Origin of the sequence: Arthrobacter sp. M2012083 (assembly GCF_000281065.1) — a bacterium.
In the GTDB taxonomy this organism is placed as follows: domain Bacteria; phylum Actinomycetota; class Actinomycetes; order Actinomycetales; family Micrococcaceae; genus Arthrobacter.
In genome coordinates this window covers 1-22,335 of sequence record NZ_AKKK01000014.1, presented here as the reverse complement: position 1 = coordinate 22,335, position 22,335 = coordinate 1, and the positions used below count along the sequence as shown (strand labels likewise).

The window sequence follows — 22,335 nt, the reverse complement described above, 5'->3', positions numbered from 1 at the left end:
TCACGGGACGGCTACACCAAGTGTGGTTCGTGGGATTTCAAGTAGGCGCGTCCTCCGAAAGCGACCAGGATGGCGATAACCATGGCAACGGCACCGGCGAAGAACGGCACCTGCGGGCCGAAGCGCTCCCCCAGCTGGGCTGCGGCGAATGGTGCAAGCGCGCCGCCCATCCAGCGCACAAAGTTGTAGCCGGCAGATGCGACTGAGCGCGGTGAATCGGAGACGCCCATGGCCAGTTCCGTATAAACCGTGTTGTTGATGCCCAGAAGGGCACCTGCCAGGATGACAAGCACGACGACGGCTGTCACCGAGTGCCCAGCGGCCAGTCCCAGGCCGACCAGGTCAAGCATCAGCGCCACTAATGTTCCGGTCAGGACTTTGACGGCGCCGAACCGCTTCTGCAGCACGGGAGCTACAAACACAGAGAACACGGCGACAGCTACACCCCAACCGAAGAACACTCCCCCAATGCCATAGGCGTCCATGCCCAGGATGAAGGGGGTGAAGGCGAGGATGGTGAAGAAGCCGTAGTTGTAGAACAACGCGCTGGCGGCAGTAGTGCGCAGGCCTTTATGCCCAAGCGCCAGCAGCGGATCCCTGAGGTGGGACTTCTTAGCGGGAGCCGGAGTTTTGGGCAACAATGCGAGCAGCGCGATGAAGGCCGCGGCCATGAGCACTGCGGTGCCGAAGAAGGGCGCGCGCCACTGCCAGCCACCCAAGAGGGCCCCTAGCAGCGGGCCAAGCGAGATTCCCAAACCCAGTGCTGCCTCGTACAGGATGATGGCCGTCCCGGTTCCGCCACTGGCCACGCCCACGATGACCGCCAAGGCGGTTGCAACGAACAACGCGTTACCAAGACCCCAGCCTGCCCGGAACCCCACCAGTTGTTCAACGCTGCCGGAAAGGCCGGACAACGACGCGAACACCACGATGATCGCCAGCCCGATCAGAAGTGTCTTCTTCCCACCGATCCTTGAGGACACGAATCCACTGATCAACATGGCGATCGCCGTCACCAGGAAGTAGCTAGTGAACAGCAGCGAGACTTCACTGGTGGATGCTTCAAGGTTCTTGGCGATAGCCGGAAGAATCGGATCGACGAGTCCGATGCCCATGAAGGCGAAAACGGCCGCGAGCGCTGTGGCCCACACCGCCTTGGGCTGCTTGAGGAAGGAAGCTTTCTCAGCTTCCAAGACGGTTTCAGTGGTTGTTTCGGCGCTTGCTGAAGCGTCAGCCAACTGGCGTGACATTCAATTGCTCCCTGTCGGTGCTGGTTTGGTTAGTCGGTGCTGGTTTTCCTAGCTCTGGAACGCGCTGTTGAGCTTGGCGATCACAGGCAAGGCTGCAGCGAGATGTTCGATCTCGTCTTTGCTGAGGTCCTGAAGCAACTCGGCCACCATCGCGTTGCGTCGCTGATTGGCAAAGTCGACGGCGGCCGTCCCGGCTTTGGTGATGACCACCTGGACGGCTCGTGAATCGTCGGGATCCTGCTTGCGGGTGACCAGGCCTGCACGCTCGAGCTTGATGATTTGCTCCGTGGCGCTGGGGACTTTGATGCCCAGGTTCTTGGCGACATCGCCCACGCGGAGGCCGCCGTCGGAAATCATGGACAGCAGGCTGAGTTGCGCGGCGGTAAGGTCACCCTCGGGATCAAGACGACGGAACATGTACACGCCGAGTCGTAGTGACTCGCGAAATTCCTGCGCAAGATCAAGTAGCCGGGTATCAGAGGAGCTCATATTTAGGTACCCTAATAGTTAGGGTACCTAAAGGTCAAGTCCTGACCGGCGAAGGGGGCCTGCGCACATGCCCAGGGAGGGGCGGCGCGGACGATCGGTAGCTATGCCCTGTTGGTGTGCTGACTTCCAGCGTGTGGACATCGTCGACCACCTGCTTTGCCGTCCAGCCAGGATTCTCCTTGGTGTGGTTGCATGATTCGCAGAGTCCTGCGCTGTTGTTCACGGTTGTGGTGCCACCCGAATGCCATGGGACGACGTGATCGATATGCCTGATGGGCGCGTCGCAGTAGGGCGTGCGGCAGGTGTCGTCCCGGACTTCGATAAAACGCCTCAACCTCGGCGGGAAGAGTCGCGCCTTGGAGTCCATCGTGATGAGTTCCCCCGTGGATGGCGCTGTATAGAGACGGCGCAGCCACACGGCGAACTCCGCGTCCTGCTTTGGCGCCGGACCACGGCTCATCCCGCGGGCCTCGTCCACGGCAGCCCCTCCTACGCCAACAAGGGCTCTTGCCCACGCCGCCGGGACTATCCCGTAACCCTTGAGGCGGGCCGGCTCGCTGTCCCCCTGCAACAGCGAGCGATCCGTCATGATGAGCTCGAGGTCAACACCGCTGATCCCGCCACGCCTGCCGGTGATGCGTTCGACGAGGGTATCTGCCATGACTTGTCCGCGAGTCCGGGAGTCTCCACCGGAGCGCGCAGAGTCTGCCTTGCGTGTAAGGGCGGCATAGACGGCAACCCCATGGGCTACAGGAAGCAGTGCAGTCAGGTAAGTCATAGCGTCCGGCGCCGGGCGCAGGGTCACTGTTCGCTCAGCGGCGGCATGACTGGCGCGCTGGGCAACGGAACGGGGATCGCGCCGGAAGGCGGCTGCCTTCGCGGCGGCGATGATGACTTTGTCACCAGCGCCTTCGAAGGTGCCCATATCAGGCGCGAGTTCCGCATCCACGGCGCACCGATCCTCCGCGGAGAGGCAGGCAGTCTCTCTCACAAGCAAGTTTGCACGCCATTCGCTAAGCTGGCCCGACTCCAACGCGGCCATGGTGCGTGGCATTTCGCTGACCAACGCCTTCGCGAGTCCAAGGAGCCCGGAGCCGCGGTTCGGTGATTCACGCCGGGCCAACGCCAGCTGAGCGGCGACACCTTGCCCCTGATCCGAAGCGGGAACACCAGCAACCGCCTGCTCACGCCGTTGTGCAAGATCCAAAGCCACGGCAGCACGAGCCTGGACACTGGTGATGGCAGATTTCAGCTCCTCCAACCCACGCAGCTGATCAATCAGCTGCGCGCTGGAGGAACCAAGGCGAACGTCCCTCAGCAGGGTGAAGAGGGCTGGAACACCAAGCACGGACTCACCGGCATTGCTCCCAACTCCGGCAGCAAATGAACCGGTGTCAATCCCTTGCCGCTCTCGAATTGTCTCCATAACCCAACTCTTCCAGCGACCCAGGAGCACCGGAATGCGGGAATCTCCCTATGTGGAAAACAGGGAGAAGCCACTGTCCTACAACGTCAGCTTCATGCCCTCGTGGCTCGCAACAAAGCCCAGCCGCTCATAAAAACGATGGGCCGAAACGCGGGACTTATCCGTGGTGAGCTGCACCAGCGAGCAGCCACGCTCCCGGGCCTGGTCAATGGCCCACTGAATCATCCGTACCCCAACACCCTGGCCCCGCAAGGTTTCAGAGACCCTAACCGCCTCGATCTGCGCGCGCCAGGACCCCTTGCGCGAGAGGCCTGGGATGTAGCTGAGCTGGAAGGTAGCCACAACATCGCCGTCGAGTTCGCCCACCACCAGAAGGTGCGCGGGGTCGGCGTCGATCGCGTCAAAAGCCCGCTCGTACGGCGCTACATCGTCGGTACTTTCGCGGGTAGCGCCCAGCTGGTCGTCGGCCAGTAACGCGAGGATCCGCGGGAGGTCACCCTTCCGGGCGCGCCTGAGGGTGAAGGTTCCACGCTCGACTGCGGCGGTAAACAAGGTGGGCGCGGCACCGGATTGAGTAGTCACCACCCCAGCCTGCCATCCGACAGAACAAACCCGGAACTCAGTATTGCTAAGTACTGGTACTTAGTTCTACTATGTAGTGGTAGCTAGTAATACTGAGTAGCGAGGGAGGTGTCCGATGGGCAAGCAAATGACGGAAATGCTCAAAGGCACATTGGAGGGCATTGTTCTGGCCCTCCTGACCGGAAGGGCAGCGTACGGGTACGAGATCACCACGCTGCTCCGGGAGCAAGGATTTACCGAGATCGCTGAAGGCACCGTGTACGCACTGCTGGTCAGGATCGAGCAAAAGGGGCTGGTGGATGTTGAAAAGCGTCCATCCGAAAAAGGGCCACCCCGCAAGGTATACACGCTCAACACACAGGGCAAAAAGGAACTGAACGAATTCTGGAACACCTGGAGCTTCTTGTCCGGACGGATTGAAGAGCTCCGCAAGGAAGGAAATTAGCATGGCAGCGAAATGGATCGAACTGGTCACCGGATCACTCGAACAGAAGAAGCAGTACAAGCAGGCCAAGGCCAGGATGAATGCCTTGCCCGAGCCCTATCTGACCGTGGCCACCGCCTTCAACCGGTACTTGATGTACTACGGCGGTGTCACTGAGGGCGACACCATGGTGCAGATGTTTACCGACCTGGCCGATCTGTGGGAACGGGCCGCAATCGACGGCACACCCGTGGGCGAAATCGTCGGCGAAGATCCCATCGAATTCGCCGAAAGCTTCGCCCAGGCCTACGGCGGTAAGCGCTGGATCGACAAGGAACGCGAGCGCCTCAACAGGGCAATCGACAAAGCGAAGGAGGCGGAATGATGGCCGCTCCAGCAATCCGCGTAGAAGGCATTCAAAAGTCGTACAAGGATCTCCATGTTCTCCGGGGAGTGGACTTTGAGGTGGAGCCCGGCAGCATCTTTGCCCTGCTGGGCTCCAACGGAGCGGGCAAGACCACCATGGTGAAGATCCTGTCCACGCTGCTGAAGGCCGACGCCGGCTCGGCCAGCGTCGAAAGCTTTGACGTCGCCTCCGAGTCGCTTCGGGTAAGGCAGTCCATCAGCCTGACCGGGCAGTTCGCGGCCGTGGATGAAGTCCTGACCGGCAAGGAGAACCTGGTCCTGGTAGCCAAGCTGCGTCACGTGAAGAACCCGGGCGGAATCGCAGACGATCTGCTGGCGCAGTTCAGCCTCACCGAGGCAGGGTCCCGAAAGGTGGCGACCTACTCCGGAGGCATGCGTCGGCGCCTGGACATTGCCATGAGCCTGATCGGCAATCCGAAGGTGATCTTCCTGGACGAGCCCACCACAGGCCTGGACCCGGAGGCTCGGCTGGAGGTATGGCAGATCGTCAAGAATCTCGCCAAGCAAGGAACCACCGTCCTGCTCACCACGCAATACCTGGACGAAGCCGAGCAGCTCGCGGACAGGATTGCCATCCTCCATGAGGGACGCATCATCGCCAATGGCACCCTCGCCGAGCTCAAGCAGCTGCTGCCGCCGGCCAAGGTGGAGTACGTGGAGAAGCAGCCGAGCCTGGAGGACATCTTCCTGGCTCTGGTGGGAACAGGTACCAACGAGTCAGTAAAGGACAGGTCATGAGCACCCACTTCTTCGCAGACACCTCGATCCTGCTGGGCCGTTCCATGCGGCACATCTTCCGGAGCATGGACACCATCATCACCACTGCGATCACCCCGATCGCCCTGATGCTGCTGTTCGTCTACGTGTTCGGCGGAGCCATCCGGACCGACACCGAGAACTATGTAAACTACCTGCTCCCGGGAATCATGTTGATCGCGATCGCCTCCGGCATTGCCTACACGGCAGTCCGGCTGTTCACGGACATGCAGAGCGGCATCTTCGAGCGGTTCCAGTCCATGCCGATCGCACGCTCATCCGTTCTTTGGGCCCACGTGCTGACGTCGCTGGTGGCGAACGGACTCTCGCTGGTCATCATCGTCCTGGTGGCGCTCCTCATGGGCTTCCGCACTTCGGCCAATGTGCTGGACTGGCTGGCCGTCGCAGGCATCCTGGCGCTGTTCACCTTGGCACTCACGTGGATTGCGATCATCGCGGGCCTTTCAGCGAAATCGGTGGACGGCGCCGGCGGGTTCTCCTATCCGCTGATCTTCCTGCCATTCATCAGTTCCGCCTTCGTCCCGACAGAGACCATGCCCGGCCCAGTCCGCTGGTTCGCCGAAAACCAGCCGGTGACGTCCATCGTGAACACCATCCAGGACCTGTTTGCACAACGGCCGGTGGGCGGCGACATTTGGGTGGCTCTGGCTTGGTGCCTGGGGATCCTCATCGTTTCGTACGCCTTTGCCGCAGCTACCTACAAGCGCCAGATCGCCTAGTGATCCATCCAGGCAAAACAACGGCCTAAGCTCTCCTTGACCTCAGGGGGAGCTTTCGCCATGCAGACCGATTCGCCATTAATCAGGCATTGGCTATAGCTTTATCGAACAGATTTGTAACGGCCGTCACCATTTTGGCGGGTCCTTCGAAGGGTTCTTGAACTAATGTCCGATCAGACAACGCAGGGGAAGCTCCACGTCTCCAGCAGGGACAGCGAGCCCCACCTGTCACGCTCGCTCAGCAACCGCCACATCCAACTCCTGGCCATCGGCGGCGCAATCGGAACCGGCCTCTTCATGGGTTCCGGCAAAACCATCTCCGTCGCCGGCCCCTCCGTGATCTTCGTGTACATGATCATCGGATTCATGCTGTTCTTCGTCATGCGGGCCATGGGCCAGCTGCTGCTTTCCAACCTGAACTACAAGTCCTTCAGCGACTTCGCAGGCGACCTCCTTGGCCCCTGGGCAGGCTTCTTCACCGGGTGGACCTACTGGTTCTGCTGGGTGGTCACCGGCGTGGCAGACGTCATCGCGATTGCGGGCTACGCCAACGAACTTTGGCCGGGAATCCAGCTCTGGATCCCGGGTATCGCCACCATCATCATCCTGCTGCTCCTCAACCTGCCTACCGTCAAGGCCTTCGGCGAGACCGAGTTCTGGTTCGCCCTCATCAAGATCGTGGCCATTGTGGCGCTCATCGTGGTGGGCCTCGTGATGATCTTCACCGGATTCCAGTCCAACGCAGGCACCGCGAGCTTCACCAACCTCTGGAGCCACGGCGGCTTCTTCCCCAAGGAATTCATGGGCTTCGTGGCCGGTTTCCAGATCGCCGTCTTCGCGTTCGTGGGCATCGAACTCGTGGGCACCGCCGCCGCTGAAACGAAGAACCCGGAGCACAACCTCCCCCGCGCCATCAATGCCATTCCGCTGCGCGTCATGCTCTTCTACGTAGGCGCCCTCATCATCCTCATGTCCGTCACCCCGTGGACTGAGTTCAAGGCGGGCCAGAGCCCTTTCATTGCCATGTTCTCGCTCGCCGGCCTCGGCATGGCGGCTACCGTGGTCAACCTCGTGGTGCTCACCTCTGCGATGTCCTCAGCTAACTCGGGCATCTACTCCACGTCCCGCATGGTGTACGGCCTGGCCCATGATGGCGACGCACCCAAGCTCTTCGGCCGTCTCTCCAGCCGCAAAGTTCCCCAGAACGCACTGTTCCTCTCCTGCGTCCTGCTGCTGGCCGGCGTCGCGCTGCTTTACGCGGGCAAGGACGTTGGCGTTGCGTTCGACATGGTGACCACCGTGTCCGCCGTCTGCTTCATGTTCGTCTGGTCGATCATCCTGGCCAGCTACCTCGTGTATCGCAAACGCCGTCCCGAGCAGCACGCGGCCTCACCGTTCAAGATGCCCGGCGGCATCCCGATGGTGTGGGTGGTGTTCGCGTTCTTCGCGTTCCTCGTCTGGGCTCTGACCACGCAGCCGGACACACTCACGGCCCTGCTGGTGACGCCCATCTGGTTCGCCATCCTGGGCGTTGCCTACGCTGTAGTCCGCAAGTCGCCCCTGCATCAGGCCCGCGTGGCCGAGTGGAAGGCCATGTCCGACGAGGAAACCGCGGCAGCGCGCTAGCCCCCTCCCGATGTCTCTCACATCACGCAGGGTTTGAGGCGACGCTCTCCCATATGCCGCCGATCATCCCGGTAGAGCAGTAAAGCCCGACGTCGGCACCCAAGGCTGGGTGTCGACGTCGGGCTTTTCATCTGTGAGAGAGCATCCGCCACCAAACGCGCAGGATGTGAGCGAGGGTCTACGCTTCGGCCTGACGATCCTCCACGAGCTTTTGGACGGCCGGGAACAGCGGGTGCGACGGCGTAAGTTCCGTGATGCGTTCGACGGCGGCAGCCGCGTCCAGTTCGGACAGCAAGTTGGCAAGCTCCACGGCTTCGTCGTCGTTACCGTCGTCGAAACGGAGGGCCGCGGACATCGCTTCGAGGAGTGCCACCGGCGTCACGCCTCGTTCGGCCAATTCCGCGGCAGGGCCAACAAACCTCTCATGCCGGCTGAGCTTCCGCAGGGGCGCCCGGCCCACGCGGTTCACCGTGTCCGGCAGGTGCGGGTTGGTGAAACGGGACAGGATCTTCTGCACATACGCTTCCTGCTCGGCCTCCACGAACCCGTGCTTGGCCACAAGCAGTTCCTTGGTTTCCTCCAGCACGGCCCGGACTTTCGCAGCGACGGAAGGATCCGCCATGGCATCGGAAATCTTCTCCAAGCCGGCCTGGTAACCGAAATACGCCGCCGAGGCATGCCCGGTGTTGACGGTGAACAGCTTGCGCTCGATGTACGGGCCCAGCTCATCCACGAACGTGGCTCCCGGGATCACCGGGGCGTTGCCATCAAACGGCGTGCGGTCGATGACCCACTCGTAGAACGTCTCCACCGTGACATCCAGGCCCTGGCCCGGTGCTTGGTTGGGGACGATACGGTCCACGGCCGTGTTGGCAAAAACCGCAACGGCGTCCAAGTCCCCGGCGGAGTCGTCCCAAGCCGCCCGGATCTCCGTGTGGAGGAGGTCCGTGGCATTGATGGCGTTCTCGCAGGCCATGACCTGAAGGGGTGGCAAGTCCGCGGGCCGGACGGCAAGCCCGCGGGCGATCACCGGTGCCACGAACTTCAGGATGTGCGGCCCCACAGCAGTGGTGACCACATCCGCCGTCGAAATTTCCTCTACGACAGCGGACTCCTGGGACGCCGAATTGAAAGCCCGGAAGCCGGTGACGGTCTTGACCGCCGGGTTCTCGCCTACCTCGTGGACGTCGTAGCTGCTGGCCGATGCGAGCTGGTTGATCAGCGCGTCCGCAACATCCGCGAACACCACCTCATAGCCGGCCTCGTGAAGCAGCAGCCCCACGAAGCCACGCCCGATGTTGCCTGCCCCAAAATGAACCGCCTTCACTATGCGTTGACCTTTCCGAACAGCTCCAAAACTTCATCAACCGTGGTTGCCTCCTCCAACTGGGCCACTTGTGCCTTGTTGGTGAAGATCTTGGCGATCGAGGACAGGATGTGGAGGTGCTCATTGTTGAGGCCAGCGACGCCCACCACGAACTTCACTTGCTTGCCGCCCCAGTCGATGCCCTCCGGGTAACGGATGATGGACACAGCCGAGTGGTTGATGTGTTCCTTGGCATCGTTGGTGCCGTGCGGGATCGCCAGGAAGCTGCCCATGTAGGTGGACACGGATTCCTCGCGCTCATGCATGGCATGGACGTAACTGACGTCAACGGCGCCGCGATCCAGCAGGAGTTTTCCGGCCTCGTCGATCGCTGCGTCACGGTCGGTTGCAGCGCCGTTCAGGACCACGCTTTCGCGGAGCAGGACACCTTTACCCTCGGCGGCGTGACCGTCGACGGCGGCAACCGGCTCCGCGACATGCGCACCGTGGCCGGCGGCTACTGAAGCGGCGGCGGCGGTGGGCTGGGCTCCGGCGGTGGATTCCGTCGTCGTGCCTGTTTCAGCTGCAGCGCCTTCACGGTTGCTGCTCCGAACCAGTTCAACAATGTCGTCGTACTTGGGGCTGTTCATGAAGTTGTCCACCGAGTAGTGAACGGCGCTGGCTGTCCGCGGCTGGGCACGTTCGGTCAGGTCCTGGTGCGTGACCACCACATCGTAGCTGTCGTTGAGGTTGGCGATCGCCGAGTTGGTGACCTTGACTTCCGGGAAGCCGGCCGCCTTGATCTTATTGCGCAGGACCGAGGCACCCATGGCACTGGAACCCATGCCGGCGTCGCAAGCGAACACGATGTTCTGGACGGGGCGAGTGAGGACGGTACCGGCCTGGGCGCCAGCGTTGTTCCCGGTAAGTGCCGAGGAGACGGAGCTCTTCTTGCCCTTCATGGCCTCCATGCGGGATGTAGCTGCGGAGAGGTCGTCCTCACCCTTGTTCTTGGAGGTGCGCAGGATGACTGCGGCAATGAGGAAGGACACAGCCGTGGCCAGGATGACGGCAAGAATCACACCGACGTAGCTGTCACGTGACGTCTGGGCCAGCACCGCGATGATGGAGCCCGGCGCGGCAGGAGCAACCAGGCCGGAATTGGTGATGGCCAGGGTCGCGATGCCCGTCATGCCACCACCAATGGCAGCGAGGATCAGGATGGGCTTCATCAGGACATACGGGAAGTAGATCTCGTGGATACCACCGAGGAAGTGGATGATCGCAGCACCGGGAGCCGAAGCTTTCGCGGCGCCGCGGCCGAAGAACATGTAGGCCAGCAGGATGCCCATGCCGGGGCCGGGGTTCGCTTCAAGCAGGAACAGGATGGACTTGCCCTGTTCCAGCGACTGCTGGATGCCCAACGGAGTCAGCACGCCGTGGTTGATGGCGTTGTTGAGGAAGAGGACCTTGGCCGGCTCGATGAAAATGCTGGTCAGCGGCAGCAGGCCGTTGTTGACCAGGAACCCGACAACTGCGCCGGCGCCATCCGTGAAGCGCTGAACTACCCAGGAAAGGCCGTAAAAGCCGCCCAAAGCCAACAGCGCGCCCCAGATACCGGCGGAGAAGTTGTTGACCAGCATTTCGAAACCGGGGCGGATCTTGCCGTCCCACAGGGCATCGATCTTCTTCATGGTCCAGGCACCCAGCGGGCCCATGATCATGGCCCCGATGAACATCGGTGCGTCGGTACCTGCGATGACACCCATTGTTGCAATGGCGCCGACCACGCCGCCACGGACGTCGTAAACCATCCGGCCGCCTGTGTACGCGATCAGGATCGGAAGGAGATAAGTGACCATGGGGCCAACGATGCCCACGTTGGGATCACCTTCGGCGTTCGTGCCGAAACCGCCCAGTTCAGCAACTGGAATCCAGCCCTTCTCGATGAAGAGGGCCGTGATGAGGCCCCAGGCGATGAAGGCGCCGATGTTGGGCATGATCATGCCGGACAGGAATGTTCCGAACTTTTGGACACCAACGCGCACGCTGGTGCGGGGCTTCGCAACTGTCTCTGTTGCCATGTGAATTCCTAACGTGTGTCCCGCGGCGGCGCGGGGTCAGTCGATATAGATCGAGAGAGCGCAGCCTTAGGAGCTGCTGGAAATGCGGTGAAGCCATTCAAGGAAGAGCTTCAGTTCAGAGCTGGAAAGTTGGTCCGAATGCGAGGCCTGCAGTGCCGCATTCAGGGCGATTGCCGCAACAACTACCGAGGACTTACCGGAGTCCTCCGCTGCGGCGCCACGGGCGGTGTCCGTGGAGACGGCAAAAATCATGGAATCCCGGGTCATGGTTGAGAGCTCGAGATTCCGTTCCTCCACCGGTTCAGCGATCAGCATGAGCGTGACGCCCACATTGGCCGCCAGGATGCTCCGTGCCGCTTCCCGGGGCGGCACATTGATCTGCCCGGCGATTGCGGCCTTGTTCAGCATCTCCTCCAGGAGCGCTTCAGCATCGGCCACGATAGCTGGGCGGCTCTCCGGCCTGATGTTGCCGAACATGACCAGGTAAAGGTGCGGTTGGCTCAGCCCGAACTGAACGTGGTTATCCCACATTCGCCGGACGTCTTCCAAGGGCTCCCCGGACGGCGCAAAATCCCGCTCCCCCGCCACATACTCTTCAAATCCGGCTGATACGACGGCGTCGAACAGGCCTTCCTTGTCGCCAAAGTGGTGGTAAAGCGTTGGCGCCGTGACCCCGGCAAGCTTGGTGATCTGGCGCGTCGAGACTGCTGACCCCTCCGAGTTCGCCAGCAATTCGGCAGCTGCGCGAAGCAACCGAATTTTAGGCGGAAGCTGGTCATCGAAACTCATAACCGCTACCCTAGCACCTATAGCGTTGCTATATGAAGTGGCTCACAAAGGAATTTTGTAGGCTAGTTTTCGAGGCTCCCGGTGCCGTCGCCGGAGGGCCTGAACCAACAAGCAGGAACAGAGGATTCAGTGCAGAATTTCCAAGGAGTAGGGGTAAGCCCTGGCCGCATCATTGGTTCCGTCCGCCAGATGCCCAAGCCGGTGAGTGAGCCGCCGTCGGGAGATCGATTGGCTGCGGACGTGAGTCCGGAAGACGCCGTCGCGGGCTTGAAAGCGGCTGCGCAAGCCGTCCATGACGAACTCAAGGGACGTGCGGACACCGCTTCCGGCGACGGCAAGGCCGTCCTCGAAGCCACAGCCCTCATGGCCAAAGACACCATGCTCCTGAAATCCGCGAGCAAGCTCATCAACGCGGGTTCCTCTGCCGAGAGGGCCATCTGGGAAGCCGGCGCGTCCGTCTCCGAAATGCTGCACAACCTGGGCGGCTACATGGCCGAGCGTGCCACTGACGTCCTGGATGTGCGCGCCCGCATCGTGGCCGAACTCCGCGGCGTCCCCGCTCCTGGCATCCCTTCCTCTGACACGCCCTTCATCCTGGTGGCCGAAGACCTCGCTCCTGCCGACACCGCAACACTGAATCCCGCGGTGGTCCAGGCGCTGGTGACCTCAGGCGGCGGGCCACAGTCCCACACGGCCATCATCGCGCGCTCGCTCGGCCTGCCGGCCGTAGTCGCAGCCCATGGTGTTGACGACATCGCCGATGGAACCGAGGTGTTCGTGGACGGTGCGGCTGGCTTCGTTGCCGTTTCGCCCACTGACGAACACCGCGCGGCCGCTACGGCCTGGGCGGAAACCTCCGCCACCCTCGCCGAATTCGACGGAAACGGCACGACGGCGGACGGCCACTTGGTGCCGCTCCTCGCCAATGTGGGCGGAGCCAAGGACGCCGTGGCCGCTGCCGCTTTGGGCGCCCAAGGAGTGGGACTGTTCCGCACGGAGTTCTGCTTCCTGGAGCGGGACACCGAACCCTCCGTGGACGAGCAAGCCGCAGCCTACAAGGCCGTGTTCGACGCATTCCCGGGTAAGAAAGTTGTCCTCCGCACCCTTGATGCCGGCGCCGACAAGCCGCTCCCGTTCCTCACCGACGCCACCGAACCCAACCCTGCTCTGGGCGTTCGCGGCTACCGTACAGACTTCACCACGCCGGGCGTCCTGGAGCGCCAGCTTGAGGCCATTGCCCGGGCAGCTTCGGAGTCCGAGGCAGACGTCTGGGTCATGGCCCCCATGATCTCCACGGCCGCGGAAGCCGGACGGTTCGCCTCACTGTGTGCCGCCGCCGGAATCCAGACGCCGGGTGTCATGGTGGAAGTTCCCTCTGCCGCGTTGACTGCAGCCACCGTGCTGCGGGAAGTCGGCTTCGCATCGCTCGGCACCAACGACCTCACCCAGTACGCCATGGCCGCCGACCGCCAGCTTGGACCCCTCGCGGAACTGAACACTCCGTGGCAGCCTGCCGTGCTACGGCTCGTGCAGCTCACCGTTGAAGGCGCGGAGCAGGAAAGCTCTGGTCGCGAAGGTGCCGCCAAGCCCGTGGGTGTCTGTGGTGAGGCAGCAGCTGACCCTGCGCTCGCCGTCGTACTGACCGGCCTGGGCGTCACCACACTGTCCATGACCGCGCGCTCGTTGGCCGCCGTCGGGACTGTGCTGAAGACCGTCACGCTGGAGCAGGCCCGGGAACTGGCCACGCTCGCACTCTCCGCTCCCAGCGCCACCGAAGCCCGCGACTGGGTGCGCGCCAAGCTGCCCGTGCTCGAAGAGCTCGGCCTCTAACCTCTGCCCGTTTCCGATCTTTAGGAGAAACCATGCCCGAACGCACAGCCACCATCGCCAGCCGCTCCGGCCTGCACGCCCGGCCTGCCGCCTTGTTCGCGGAAGCCGCGGGCGAGCAGCAGGTGGAGGTCACCATTGCCATGCAAGGCGAACCTGCCGATGACGCGCTCGACGCCGCCAGCATCCTTTCGCTCATGACGCTCGGCGCTGCGAAGGGCGACGTCGTTGTGCTGCGGGCCGAGGGCGATGGTGCGGACGCTGCGCTGGACGCGCTGGTGAAGCTGTTGGAGACGGACTTGGACGCCGAGTAGTTTGTCGCGTTGCGGTTTCCGGCGCACCCGTTTCGATGGCCCGCTGCGGGCAAGACGGTAGGAGTCGTCTTGCCCGCAGCCAGCCGTCTAAATGGGCAGCTCGCTCAGGCCCCGGGCTCCCACAAGCTAGGCTTCTGCCATGGCATTGATAGCTCCCCGCGTCACGGCCGGCCTTCCCGCCGACGACGCCCGGAATCTGGCGCGTTCCCTCGAGGACAGCAACGACATCACCGTCTTCGTGGATGGGACCGTCCACCGCCTACCGGATGAGGCGAGGGACGCCGTCGTCGACCTCCTTGCGAGACTGAGCCGTGGCGAAACGGTGACGGTGAGCAGCGTCGAGGAAATGCTCACCACATCCCAGGCCGCAGAGCTCGCGGGCATCTCACACACCTATCTGCGCAACATGACCGACCGCGGCGAGATCCCGGTGGAGTATCGGGGAACCCATCGTCGGATCCGGCAGGCTGCCATCATGGCTTGGCTGGAAACGCAGATGAAGAAGCAGCAGGCCGAAGCGAGCGCAGGCGATGACGCCGCTGAAAAGAACGAAGCGACCAAGTAACCGCCCTCGAATCCCGGCATGCTGTTGAATAGCGGTATGGCTTCAAGTTCCCCTTCAGTCGTCTGGCCCGTGGTGCACCATGAACGCCGCGCCCTGTTGCAGGACCTGGAACCGCTTCCGGCAGCCCAATGGCGGACGCCGTCGCTGTGTGCCGGTTGGGATGTGCACGACGTCCTGGCCCACGTCATCGACAGCGCCAAGACGACACGGCTGAACTTCATCCGCCGGCTGATCGCCTCCAAAATGGACTTTGACCGGGATAACGCCGTAGGCGTTGGTCGGGAAAAGACCGGAGAACCTGGGCAAACATTGAACGGGCTGCGCGCCGTGCTTTCGCGAACCTCGGGCCCGCCGGCGAGCTTGGCCACCCGCTTGGTTGAGGCGTTCGTCCACGGCGAGGACATCCGGCGCCCTCTGGGGTTCCATCGCGACTACCCCGCCGAGCACGTGGCAACGGCCCTGAGCTACCAGGTGAAAACCAGCACCAAAATGGGTGGCGGTAAGGAAATCGCTGAGGGCTGGAGCTTGGTAGCAACTGACACCTCATTCCACCATGGCAATGGTCCGGCTGTTGAAGGCTCCGCCATAGCCCTGCTGTTGGCCGTCTCCGGTCGGCCCATCGGAACCCACGAAGTGAGCGGGCCAGGGGCCCCCGTCTTCCTGCAGCGCTTGGAAAACGAGTGAACGCGCCGGGCAAGGCGGCAGCACTACGGTCCGCCGACGTCGACGTGATGGGCCTGACCGGGCGGATTCTTTGGACCGAGGGCACGCCCCCGCCGGAACCGGGCGCAGAGCCCCGCAACGAGCCGGCATACATCTTGATTCATGGCATTGGCGTGTCGCACCGGTACCTGGGACGGCTGCATGGAGTCCTGGCCGCGAACGCGCCTACCTATTCGCTGGATTTGCCCGGTTTTGGCGGCACGCCCAAGCCAGGCCGCCAGCTATCCGTCGAGGATTACGGCGCCTTCATCGCTGACGCACTCAAGACCTGCGGCATCGATTCCTATGTGCTGGTGGGCCACTCGATGGGCGCGCAATTCGCCATAGAAGCGGCCTTGCATGCCCCGGAGCAGATCCGGCAGTTGGTGCTGATGGGGCCGGTGGTGGATTCCCGGCACAAGAATGTGTGGCGGCAGTCGCTGGCCCTGACCCTCGACGGAATAATCCGCGAGAGCCCCGCCTCCAACTGGATAGTCATCTCCGACTACGCCCGTTGCGGTCCGCGCTGGTACCTCACCGAATTGCCGGTCATGATGAGTTACCCCACCGAGAAACGGCTCGCCGGCGTCCACGTGCCGGTGCTGATTCTGCGGGGTAGCCGCGACCATGTGGCAGGCCCGGACTGGGCGCTGCGGCTATCGAGGACGGTCGTTCAGGGGCGTCTCGTGGAGATTCCGGGGGTCGGGCACGTGGCGCAACACATGCGCCCCAAGGCTGTGGCGGATGCCATCCGGAGCTTTGTCACCGCCACGACGCCGCACCGTTGAGCACTGACGCACGACGCCGGCACTCGGTGTGGGGTCCCGTGGTGGGTTGGGTTGCGGGCTCGGTTTGTTGGCTCGCCTTGTTGGGTTAGCTGGTCCCGGTTAGGCTGGCGGAGCAATCACATTAGTAAGTTTGCTTACGAAAGGGCTGATCGTGACCGACAAAGACTCGACCGAGGAAACCCAAGGCTTCGGCGCAACCGGCGCCACAGGGCCGTTTGACACTACGTCCGATGCCGACAGCATCCACGAGGATCCCGACATGCGCCAGGATGAGGACGAGGACCCCGCTGCATCGGCCAACCCCGATCCCCTCGACGGCAACGTCACTGGCTTGGAGCCGGGCGGCGGAGTCCCGCCGGGAGAAACCCCGCCGGCTGAAGGCAGCATGAGCAGCGATCAAGGCCACGAGGAGTAACACAGTCGCCAACCCGCGACTCCGTTGCTAACCAGCGACGTAGCAGCGGGTTGGCAACGTCCTAGGTGTTTGGCAGCTTCAAAATTTCCCCGAGATCGTATTCAGCGGGTTGCTCAAGCTGGGAGTACGTGCAGCTATCAGGAGTCCTGTCCGGCCGCCACCTGCGGAACTGCGTGGTGTGCCGGAACCTGTCGCCTTCCATGTAGTCGTACGCCACTTCGATCACGAGTTCGGGGCGCAGGGGCACGAACGAGAAATCCTTGCCCCCGCTCCAGCGGCTTTGGGCGCCGGGCATGCGTGACCCCCCGGCAGCTTCGTCCTGCTTGGCCCACTCACCCCAAGGGTGCTCGCTGAGTTCGATGTGGTACGGCTCAAGCTCGGCCACCAAAGCCTCCCTTCGGGCCATGGGGAAAGAGGCCACCACTCCCACGTGATGCAGGCGGCCAGTGTCATCGTGAAGACCCAGCAACATCGAGCCGACAACTTTTGCGGTCTTGTGCCAACGGAACCCGGCCACCACACAATCCGCCGTGCGCTCGTGTTTGGTTTTGAACATCACGCGCTTGTTGGGTTGATACGTCCCGGTCAGCGGCTTGGACAGGACGCCGTCCAGTCCTGCGCCTTCCAACTCCACGAACCATTCCTGCGCCCGTTCGAGGTCCGTCACTGCGGGGGTCACGTAGACAGGCGGCTCGGCCTTGGCGAGCGAACGCTCCAGGATGGCGCGGCGCTCGGAGAACGGATTCTCCATGAGGTTCTCGTCACCCAGGGCAAGGATGTCGAACACAATCATGGACGCCGGAGTCTTCTCGGCGAGCATCCTCACGCGGCTGTCGGCGGGGTGGATCCTTTGCTGGAGTACCTCGAATTCGAGCCTCTTGCCCTCGATGAGGACGATCTCGCCGTCGATGACGCACTTGTCCGGCAGATTCTTCCTAAGCGCCTCCACCACTTCGGGGAAGTAGCGGGTCATTGGCTTCTCGTTGCGGCTGCCAAGGATAATCTCGTCCCCATCCTTGAAGACGATGGTCCGGAATCCGTCCCATTTGGGTTCATAGTGCCCAACATCCGGGATGGCCGGAACGGATTTGGCGAGCATGGGCGAGACGGGTGGCATCACAGGCAGGTCCATAGACAATGTCTACCTGCCGGTGCAGCGCGAAGCTAGTGTTAGGTCATGGATATCTTGCTCGTGTTGGCGGCAGTGCTCGGAGTCCCAGCACTGCTGGGAGGACTCTGGCACTGGTCCTCACGGCGAAGCACACAGGGCAAAGTACGGCGTGGAGCCACCGGCGGGATGCTGGGAGTGGTGGACGAAATCTTCCGCCCCGAAACTCATCAAGCGGTGCAAATCCAGAAGATCCACCACGAGTTGCCAACTCCCACACCGGCCCCGAAGCCTAAATCATAGAACCCCCTCGCTTGGGCAGGCCTACCGGCCGTTACATTAATGTGACTTTACTTTCCGGCTCATGTACCGTCATAGGGCGACCCGTATCTCCGCTGGGCCGCTTCCGGATTGACGCCGAGCTCTGCCGCAATCCGGGATCCGCCAGACCCGCGGCAGAGGCGGGGGACCCACAGTTCCCGGGCTTGGAATCCAAGTCCTCGGGGTGAAGCCGCTTACGCGGCCGGACGGCCTCGTCCGAACCCGACAGCTAACCTCGAAGGCGTTGAGAGGCAAACACCATGTCCCCAACCATGGATCAGCCGCGCCGCGCCCACACTGAAGGCGAGCGCACCAAGCCAACCGGACGCCGTCGGGCCCAACCCAGCGGATTCCCCAATGGAGCACCGGCCGAGTCCGCCGCTGCGTCCCCCAACCCACGTGACCTCCCTGGCGCGACCAACACGGTTGCTGATGGCACAGGCACGGCCAACTCAGGCACGACGCCGGAACCCGCCACTGCGGCCATGCCCACCGTGGCGGCGCCTGCCACTCGCTCGGAAATTCGTGCGGCTGAGCGGGAGCGTGCGGCCCTTGCGGTGATTGCTCCTGAGGGGTCGGCATCACAACCGGCACCCGAGCCGTCCGCGCAGGCGGAACCCGCTACTGCCGCCATACCTACTGTGCAGCCAGCGGCTCGGAGGTCGACCACACCGGGCCCCCCTACCACGGCGATCCCCATTGTGACACCGGAACCCGCCACGACGGCTATTCCGGTGGTGTCTACCCGCGAAGAATCCACCAGCACAACCGAAGTCGCCGAGTCGCCTCGCACAGAGTCGCCTCGGGGCAAGTCTCAGGCGCAGCTTGCTGCCGCGGCAACGGCGTCGGCAGCACTGGCAAGCCGCAGGGATGTTCGCAAGCAGGCCACCGCACCCTCGGCAGCCAGGTCCAGCCTGGGGTCCCCGTCCTCACTCGGCCGCGAACCCCACGCCGCCCTTCGCAAAGCAGCATCGGTCAAGCACATGAGTCAGCGCATGGCCGTGGTTGCAGGTGCGCTTGGACTCGTACTGACGGCCGGGACATTGGGGCAAGCCCTCGAGCTTCCGTTCTTCGGCCAGGAAACCCCTGCGCAGGAAGCAAGCGGTGGCGACAGGAACTCGGGTTCCGCATCCCCGGCGCCCAGCGCCTCGTATTCCACGGCTTCCGCTTCATCAGCGTCGTCGCCATCGGCATCGTCAGTTGCCACAGCTTCCTCGGAAGCCGGCCAGCCCGCGACATTAGCGGAGGCCCCCACGGCCGGGTCGTCGTCGGCTCCGACCCCGAAGGTATCGCTTGCGGACCCGGTCTGGGTACCATCGGCCGTCCCCTCCTCAGTCCCGGCCGTCCCCGGGGTGACAAGCCCGGCCCCCACCCAGCCAGCTCCCTCGCCGAGCGAGGTGCCGTCGGACACGGTCACCACACCGCCCACTACTCCGACACCCACCACCTCGCCGACGCCGACGGTCACACCCACGCCGACGCCGACACCCACGCCAACGGAAACTGCGACCTCGACGTCCAAGCCGCGGCCGGGCAAGCCGCAGGCCGCCCCGGAACCCCAGCCCAGTGAATCTGCGCTTCAGGACATCCTGGATGCAGCCCAAAAGGTCCTCGGTTGAGCACCCGCTTGCCCCGTACCTCCGCGCATGCGGGGTGGCATAGCCGGTACTGCAGCAGCAGCCGGACTGCCACCTTCCGTCGCCGGTTGGGACGTTGGAGCTGCCAGCGTTTGCGGCGCTCGTAAGCGAATGCATAACCTGTGAAACACAGGAGGCAGGCACCCGGGTGCCTGCCTCCTGCACGTTTCCGGCCTCCTGTATGCAGCGTCAGATCCGCGGCCGACCGGCCCAGCGCCGCGCCTTCAGGGCCGCATGCAACTCGAGCCGGATCGCGCCACTCAACGGATCAGCACCGATGAGTTGGCGGATCCGGCCGAGCCGGTTGTAGATGCTGCTCCTGTGGAGGTGAAGTTTGGCGGCGACGTCCTGCACCGAGCCATCATTGTCATAGAGCAGTTCCAAAACAGGCAGGAGCTCGCCGTTTTTGTCCTGGTCCTCAAGGGCCTGAAAATGCACCGATCCTGTGTCATCCCAGCCTCCAGGCGCCACCAAGCGATCGAAGAGTTGATAGACACCAACAGTCCGGCTGTCCACGAGTTCTCCAAGTGGCAGGTCCACGGCAGCCGCCTGCGCAGCAACCTTCGATTGACGGTAGGCGCCTGATAGCTGCCGGATGACCTGGAAGGGTTCGCTGATGCCCAGGATCACCCTGTCCACCTTGCGGCCAGCGCGCTTCGCGAGCTCCAGTTGATAATGCACCAACACCTGGGCATGGTCCGCCCGGCCGCCCGACTCGCGGAACAGGACCACCGAGTGTGTTTCCGTTCCGGCGCTGAACAGGGCGGCATTGACGCCGATAGTGGACTGCAGCGCCGCTGATCGATGCGTCAAGGTAGCGGCGATGGGATCGACGTCGGACCTCGCACCATCCGGGTCGAGTATGGTCACCAACTGCCACGGACCTCGCCCTTGGATTTCCTTCCAGCCTGCGACGGCGGCCACAGCGTTCGATTCGCCGCCGCACGCCGACAGGAACTCCTGCTCACGCCTGCGCCGGAACTCCGATTCGGCCGTATTGGAATCAAGGAGCAAGCCCGCCAACAGGTCCAGCTCGTCCCGCACGCCGGGCAATTCGGCGAGTATCGCCGTCGCACTCTGCTCTTCAAGGTCCAGTTGCACCCACAAGTACCCCACACGGAAACCGCGGACCAAAAGTGGCACGCAGACGCGACCCAACATGCCGAGTTCGTCGTTGGCGGGAACCACCACGGGTCGTACGGCCGTTGCGATGCCATGTGCGAGCTGCCAGGCGCTGACGTCGCTGGGGACCCGCTTGCTGAGGAGGAAGTTCACGCGGACGCGATCGGCGTGGGACTGGTTGGAGCTATAGGCGAGAAGGACACCGTCGAGATCTTCCAAGGACAGTCCTCGGCCCAACTTCGAGGCCACGCGTTCCACGATCTGTTCCACGTCCTGCTGCATCTGGAAAGCGTACCAACAGCAGGCGACACTTGACGCTCCAGTGGTCGACAAATGTCGAGTCGACTTACCCAAGATCCTTGAATTTGCAGGGGTGGTTAGTGCGGGCGGCTTCCGATCCATGTCGCCTGCCTCACAGCCGGATTTATTCTGGAATCACAGCCCGCAACAAATATTTCGGCCAAAGTGGCCGCTAACGATGGAGCCTACAGATGATCATCGGTGTCCCCAAAGAAATCAAGAACAACGAGTTCCGGGTAGCCATCACGGCCGCCGGTGTCCACGAGTTCCGCACCCACGGACACACTGTTCTGGTTGAGCGCGGCGCAGGCCTCGGCTCGGGCATCACCGACGAGGAGTACTCGATCGCAGGCGCCGAAATCGTCAACGAGGCAGATGACGTCTGGGCCCGCGCGGACATGGTCATGAAGGTCAAGGAACCCATCGCGGCCGAGTACCACCGCTTCCGCAAGGGCCTCATCCTCTTCACCTACCTGCACCTCGCCGCAGAGCCCGAGCTCACCGCCGAGCTCATCAACTCCGGCGTCACGGCCATCGCTTACGAAACCGTGCAGGAAGGCCGCACCCTTCCGCTGCTCGCCCCCATGTCCGAGGTCGCAGGCCGCCTGTCCGTCGTGGTCGGTGCTTCCTCGCTGATGGCTCCCGCCGGCGGCAAGGGCGTCCTCCTGGGCGGCGTACCGGGTGTGCGCCCGGCGAAGGTTGTTGTCCTCGGCGCAGGCGTTGCGGGAACCAATGCTGCCGCCATGGCGCTGGGCCTCGGTGCTGATGTCACCATCATGGACATCAACATCAATCGGTTGCGGGAACTCGATGCCCTCTACCAGGGCCGCCTGAAGACTGTTGCCTCCAACGCCTACGAGATCGAGAAGTCAGTGATCGACGCAGATCTGGTGATCGGCTCCGTTCTGATCCCGGGCGCCAAGGCTCCCAAGCTGGTTACCAACGAACTGGTTGCCCGCATGAAGCCCGGCTCGGTCCTGGTGGATATCGCTGTTGACCAGGGCGGCTGCTTCGAGGACACGCACCCCACCACCCACCAAGAACCGACGTACAAGGTCCACAACTCGATCTTCTACTGCGTTGCCAACATGCCTGGCGCTGTTCCGAACACCTCCACGTACGCACTGACCAACGTCACCCTGCGCTACGCCGTGGCACTGGCCAACTTGGGCGTCAAGGCCGCCTTCGACCGCGACCCCGCACTGGCTGCCGGCCTCAACATCGCCGCCGGCCACGTGGCACACCACTCCGTTTCCGAGGCGCACAACCTGCCCCTCGTCAACGACTGGCACACGCTGGTCTCCGCGTAGGACCTAACGCCCGACGGCGGGGGGGGGC

23 protein-coding genes and 1 riboswitch are annotated in these 22,335 nt (G+C 63.1%); of the genes, 14 read left to right on the top strand and 9 right to left on the bottom strand.

Annotated elements, in window-relative coordinates; genetic code table 11:
- Positions 1-11: 11 nt before the first annotated feature.
- The 4 genes from A477_RS0108830 to A477_RS0108815 all read right to left on the bottom strand — a co-directional run bounded on the left by A477_RS0108830 (position 12) and on the right by A477_RS0108815 (position 3,750).
- Entirely contained in the window at positions 12-1,250 is a 1,239-nt protein-coding gene (locus A477_RS0108830; RefSeq protein ID WP_017198646.1) for an MFS transporter, read from the bottom strand.
- Between the two features lie 48 nt (positions 1,251-1,298).
- Positions 1,299-1,739: a MarR family winged helix-turn-helix transcriptional regulator gene (locus A477_RS0108825; RefSeq protein ID WP_017198645.1), complete on the bottom strand. Its 441-nt coding sequence runs from the start codon at positions 1,737-1,739 to the stop codon at positions 1,299-1,301.
- Between the two features lie 34 nt (positions 1,740-1,773).
- Positions 1,774-3,165: an HNH endonuclease gene (locus tag A477_RS0108820; protein ID WP_017198644.1), complete on the bottom strand. Its 1,392-nt coding sequence runs from the start codon at positions 3,163-3,165 to the stop codon at positions 1,774-1,776.
- A gap of 78 nt (positions 3,166-3,243) precedes the next feature.
- Positions 3,244-3,750 carry a GNAT family N-acetyltransferase gene (locus A477_RS0108815; protein ID WP_017198643.1) on the bottom strand — a complete coding sequence of 169 codons (507 nt, stop codon included), beginning with the start codon at positions 3,748-3,750 and terminating at the stop codon, positions 3,244-3,246.
- A 112-nt stretch (positions 3,751-3,862) separates the two neighbouring features.
- Here A477_RS0108815 and A477_RS0108810 point away from each other — a divergent pair, with 112 nt between their 5' ends.
- The 5 genes from A477_RS0108810 (at position 3,863) to cycA (ending at position 7,719) form a co-directional block, all read left to right on the top strand.
- Complete coding sequence (locus A477_RS0108810) at positions 3,863-4,192, top strand: PadR family transcriptional regulator (RefSeq protein ID WP_017198642.1); 330 nt, start codon at positions 3,863-3,865, stop codon at positions 4,190-4,192.
- A gap of 1 nt (position 4,193) precedes the next feature.
- Positions 4,194-4,556, top strand: coding sequence for a DUF1048 domain-containing protein (locus A477_RS0108805; protein WP_017198641.1), 363 nt, complete (start codon positions 4,194-4,196; stop codon positions 4,554-4,556).
- A complete protein-coding gene (locus tag A477_RS0108800; protein ID WP_083848036.1) occupies positions 4,556-5,335 on the top strand; it encodes an ABC transporter ATP-binding protein in 780 nt (259 codons plus the stop codon). The genes A477_RS0108805 and A477_RS0108800 overlap by 1 nt, the downstream gene beginning before the upstream one ends.
- Positions 5,332-6,093 carry an ABC transporter permease gene (locus A477_RS0108795; RefSeq protein ID WP_017198639.1) on the top strand — a complete coding sequence of 254 codons (762 nt, stop codon included), beginning with the start codon at positions 5,332-5,334 and terminating at the stop codon, positions 6,091-6,093. Before A477_RS0108800 ends, A477_RS0108795 begins: the two co-directional genes overlap by 4 nt.
- 165 nt (positions 6,094-6,258) lie before the next feature.
- Positions 6,259-7,719: a D-serine/D-alanine/glycine transporter gene (cycA, locus tag A477_RS0108790; RefSeq protein WP_017198638.1), complete on the top strand. Its 1,461-nt coding sequence runs from the start codon at positions 6,259-6,261 to the stop codon at positions 7,717-7,719.
- A 178-nt stretch (positions 7,720-7,897) separates the two neighbouring features.
- Here the strand turns inward: cycA and A477_RS0108785 are convergent, their stop codons facing one another.
- The 3 genes from A477_RS0108785 to A477_RS0108775 form a co-directional block, all read right to left on the bottom strand.
- Positions 7,898-9,046 carry a mannitol-1-phosphate 5-dehydrogenase gene (locus tag A477_RS0108785; protein WP_017198637.1) on the bottom strand — a complete coding sequence of 383 codons (1,149 nt, stop codon included), beginning with the start codon at positions 9,044-9,046 and terminating at the stop codon, positions 7,898-7,900.
- Positions 9,046-11,109 carry a PTS mannitol transporter subunit IICBA gene (locus A477_RS0108780; RefSeq protein ID WP_017198636.1) on the bottom strand — a complete coding sequence of 688 codons (2,064 nt, stop codon included), beginning with the start codon at positions 11,107-11,109 and terminating at the stop codon, positions 9,046-9,048. Before A477_RS0108780 ends, A477_RS0108785 begins: the two co-directional genes overlap by 1 nt.
- Before the next feature lie 66 nt (positions 11,110-11,175).
- On the bottom strand, positions 11,176-11,898 hold the full coding sequence (locus A477_RS0108775; RefSeq protein ID WP_017198635.1) for a TetR/AcrR family transcriptional regulator: 723 nt from the start codon (positions 11,896-11,898) through the stop codon (positions 11,176-11,178).
- A 129-nt stretch (positions 11,899-12,027) separates the two neighbouring features.
- Here A477_RS0108775 and ptsP point away from each other — a divergent pair, with 129 nt between their 5' ends.
- The 6 genes from ptsP to A477_RS0108745 all read left to right on the top strand — a co-directional run bounded on the left by ptsP (position 12,028) and on the right by A477_RS0108745 (position 16,509).
- On the top strand, positions 12,028-13,728 hold the full coding sequence (gene ptsP / locus A477_RS0108770; RefSeq protein WP_026005473.1) for a phosphoenolpyruvate--protein phosphotransferase: 1,701 nt from the start codon (positions 12,028-12,030) through the stop codon (positions 13,726-13,728).
- A 32-nt stretch (positions 13,729-13,760) separates the two neighbouring features.
- Entirely contained in the window at positions 13,761-14,039 is a 279-nt protein-coding gene (locus tag A477_RS0108765) for an HPr family phosphocarrier protein (RefSeq protein WP_017198633.1), read from the top strand.
- Between the two features lie 139 nt (positions 14,040-14,178).
- Positions 14,179-14,604, top strand: coding sequence for a helix-turn-helix domain-containing protein (locus tag A477_RS0108760; RefSeq protein ID WP_017198632.1), 426 nt, complete (start codon positions 14,179-14,181; stop codon positions 14,602-14,604).
- An 18-nt stretch (positions 14,605-14,622) separates the two neighbouring features.
- Positions 14,623-15,288 (top strand): maleylpyruvate isomerase family mycothiol-dependent enzyme, encoded by a 666-nt coding sequence (locus A477_RS0108755; RefSeq protein ID WP_017198631.1) that lies wholly within the window; start codon positions 14,623-14,625, stop codon positions 15,286-15,288.
- A gap of 47 nt (positions 15,289-15,335) precedes the next feature.
- A complete protein-coding gene (locus A477_RS0108750) occupies positions 15,336-16,094 on the top strand; it encodes an alpha/beta fold hydrolase (RefSeq protein WP_044568599.1) in 759 nt (252 codons plus the stop codon).
- Positions 16,095-16,245: 151 nt separating this feature from the next.
- Positions 16,246-16,509, top strand: coding sequence for a DUF6480 family protein (locus A477_RS0108745; protein ID WP_017198629.1), 264 nt, complete (start codon positions 16,246-16,248; stop codon positions 16,507-16,509).
- Between the two features lie 61 nt (positions 16,510-16,570).
- Here the strand turns inward: A477_RS0108745 and A477_RS0108740 are convergent, their stop codons facing one another.
- Entirely contained in the window at positions 16,571-17,641 is a 1,071-nt protein-coding gene (locus A477_RS0108740) for an ATP-dependent DNA ligase (RefSeq protein WP_017198628.1), read from the bottom strand.
- 45 nt (positions 17,642-17,686) lie between these two features.
- Between A477_RS0108740 and A477_RS23280 the strand changes: the two genes are divergently transcribed.
- On the top strand, positions 17,687-17,920 hold the full coding sequence (locus tag A477_RS23280; RefSeq protein ID WP_157367065.1) for a hypothetical protein: 234 nt from the start codon (positions 17,687-17,689) through the stop codon (positions 17,918-17,920).
- 129 nt (positions 17,921-18,049) lie between these two features.
- Positions 18,050-18,196: riboswitch (cyclic di-AMP (ydaO/yuaA leader) on the top strand.
- Between the two features lie 2 nt (positions 18,197-18,198).
- Entirely contained in the window at positions 18,199-19,557 is a 1,359-nt protein-coding gene (locus A477_RS22970) for a hypothetical protein (protein ID WP_083848035.1), read from the top strand.
- Between the two features lie 207 nt (positions 19,558-19,764).
- Here the strand turns inward: A477_RS22970 and A477_RS0108725 are convergent, their stop codons facing one another.
- Positions 19,765-20,979: a PucR family transcriptional regulator gene (locus A477_RS0108725; protein WP_026005472.1), complete on the bottom strand. Its 1,215-nt coding sequence runs from the start codon at positions 20,977-20,979 to the stop codon at positions 19,765-19,767.
- Between the two features lie 209 nt (positions 20,980-21,188).
- Here A477_RS0108725 and ald point away from each other — a divergent pair, with 209 nt between their 5' ends.
- On the top strand, positions 21,189-22,307 hold the full coding sequence (ald, locus tag A477_RS0108720) for an alanine dehydrogenase (protein ID WP_017198625.1): 1,119 nt from the start codon (positions 21,189-21,191) through the stop codon (positions 22,305-22,307).
- Positions 22,308-22,335: the final 28 nt, after the last annotated feature.

Bases quoted from the DNA above. Each gene is read 5' to 3' on its own strand.
- A477_RS0108795 (WP_017198639.1), top strand. From the start codon at position 5,332: ATGAGCACCCACTTCTTCGCAGACACCTCGATCCTGCTGGGCCGTTCC.
- A477_RS0108740 (WP_017198628.1), bottom strand. From the start codon at position 17,641: ATGGACCTGCCTGTGATGCCACCCGTCTCGCCCATGCTCGCCAAATCC.
- A477_RS0108810 (WP_017198642.1), top strand. From the start codon at position 3,863: ATGGGCAAGCAAATGACGGAAATGCTCAAAGGCACATTGGAGGGCATT.
- A477_RS0108820 (WP_017198644.1), bottom strand. From the start codon at position 3,165: ATGGAGACAATTCGAGAGCGGCAAGGGATTGACACCGGTTCATTTGCT.
- A477_RS0108755 (WP_017198631.1), top strand. From the start codon at position 14,623: ATGCTGTTGAATAGCGGTATGGCTTCAAGTTCCCCTTCAGTCGTCTGG.
- cycA (WP_017198638.1), top strand. From the start codon at position 6,259: ATGTCCGATCAGACAACGCAGGGGAAGCTCCACGTCTCCAGCAGGGAC.
- ald (WP_017198625.1), top strand. From the start codon at position 21,189: ATGATCATCGGTGTCCCCAAAGAAATCAAGAACAACGAGTTCCGGGTA.
- A477_RS0108825 (WP_017198645.1), bottom strand. From the start codon at position 1,739: ATGAGCTCCTCTGATACCCGGCTACTTGATCTTGCGCAGGAATTTCGC.
- A477_RS23280 (WP_157367065.1), top strand. From the start codon at position 17,687: ATGGATATCTTGCTCGTGTTGGCGGCAGTGCTCGGAGTCCCAGCACTG.
- A477_RS0108775 (WP_017198635.1), bottom strand. From the start codon at position 11,898: ATGAGTTTCGATGACCAGCTTCCGCCTAAAATTCGGTTGCTTCGCGCA.
- A477_RS0108805 (WP_017198641.1), top strand. From the start codon at position 4,194: ATGGCAGCGAAATGGATCGAACTGGTCACCGGATCACTCGAACAGAAG.
- A477_RS0108760 (WP_017198632.1), top strand. From the start codon at position 14,179: ATGGCATTGATAGCTCCCCGCGTCACGGCCGGCCTTCCCGCCGACGAC.
- A477_RS22970 (WP_083848035.1), top strand. From the start codon at position 18,199: ATGTCCCCAACCATGGATCAGCCGCGCCGCGCCCACACTGAAGGCGAG.
- A477_RS0108765 (WP_017198633.1), top strand. From the start codon at position 13,761: ATGCCCGAACGCACAGCCACCATCGCCAGCCGCTCCGGCCTGCACGCC.
- A477_RS0108780 (WP_017198636.1), bottom strand. From the start codon at position 11,109: ATGGCAACAGAGACAGTTGCGAAGCCCCGCACCAGCGTGCGCGTTGGT.
- A477_RS0108725 (WP_026005472.1), bottom strand. From the start codon at position 20,979: ATGCAGCAGGACGTGGAACAGATCGTGGAACGCGTGGCCTCGAAGTTG.
- A477_RS0108750 (WP_044568599.1), top strand. From the start codon at position 15,336: ATGGGCCTGACCGGGCGGATTCTTTGGACCGAGGGCACGCCCCCGCCG.
- A477_RS0108800 (WP_083848036.1), top strand. From the start codon at position 4,556: ATGGCCGCTCCAGCAATCCGCGTAGAAGGCATTCAAAAGTCGTACAAG.
- A477_RS0108830 (WP_017198646.1), bottom strand. From the start codon at position 1,250: ATGTCACGCCAGTTGGCTGACGCTTCAGCAAGCGCCGAAACAACCACT.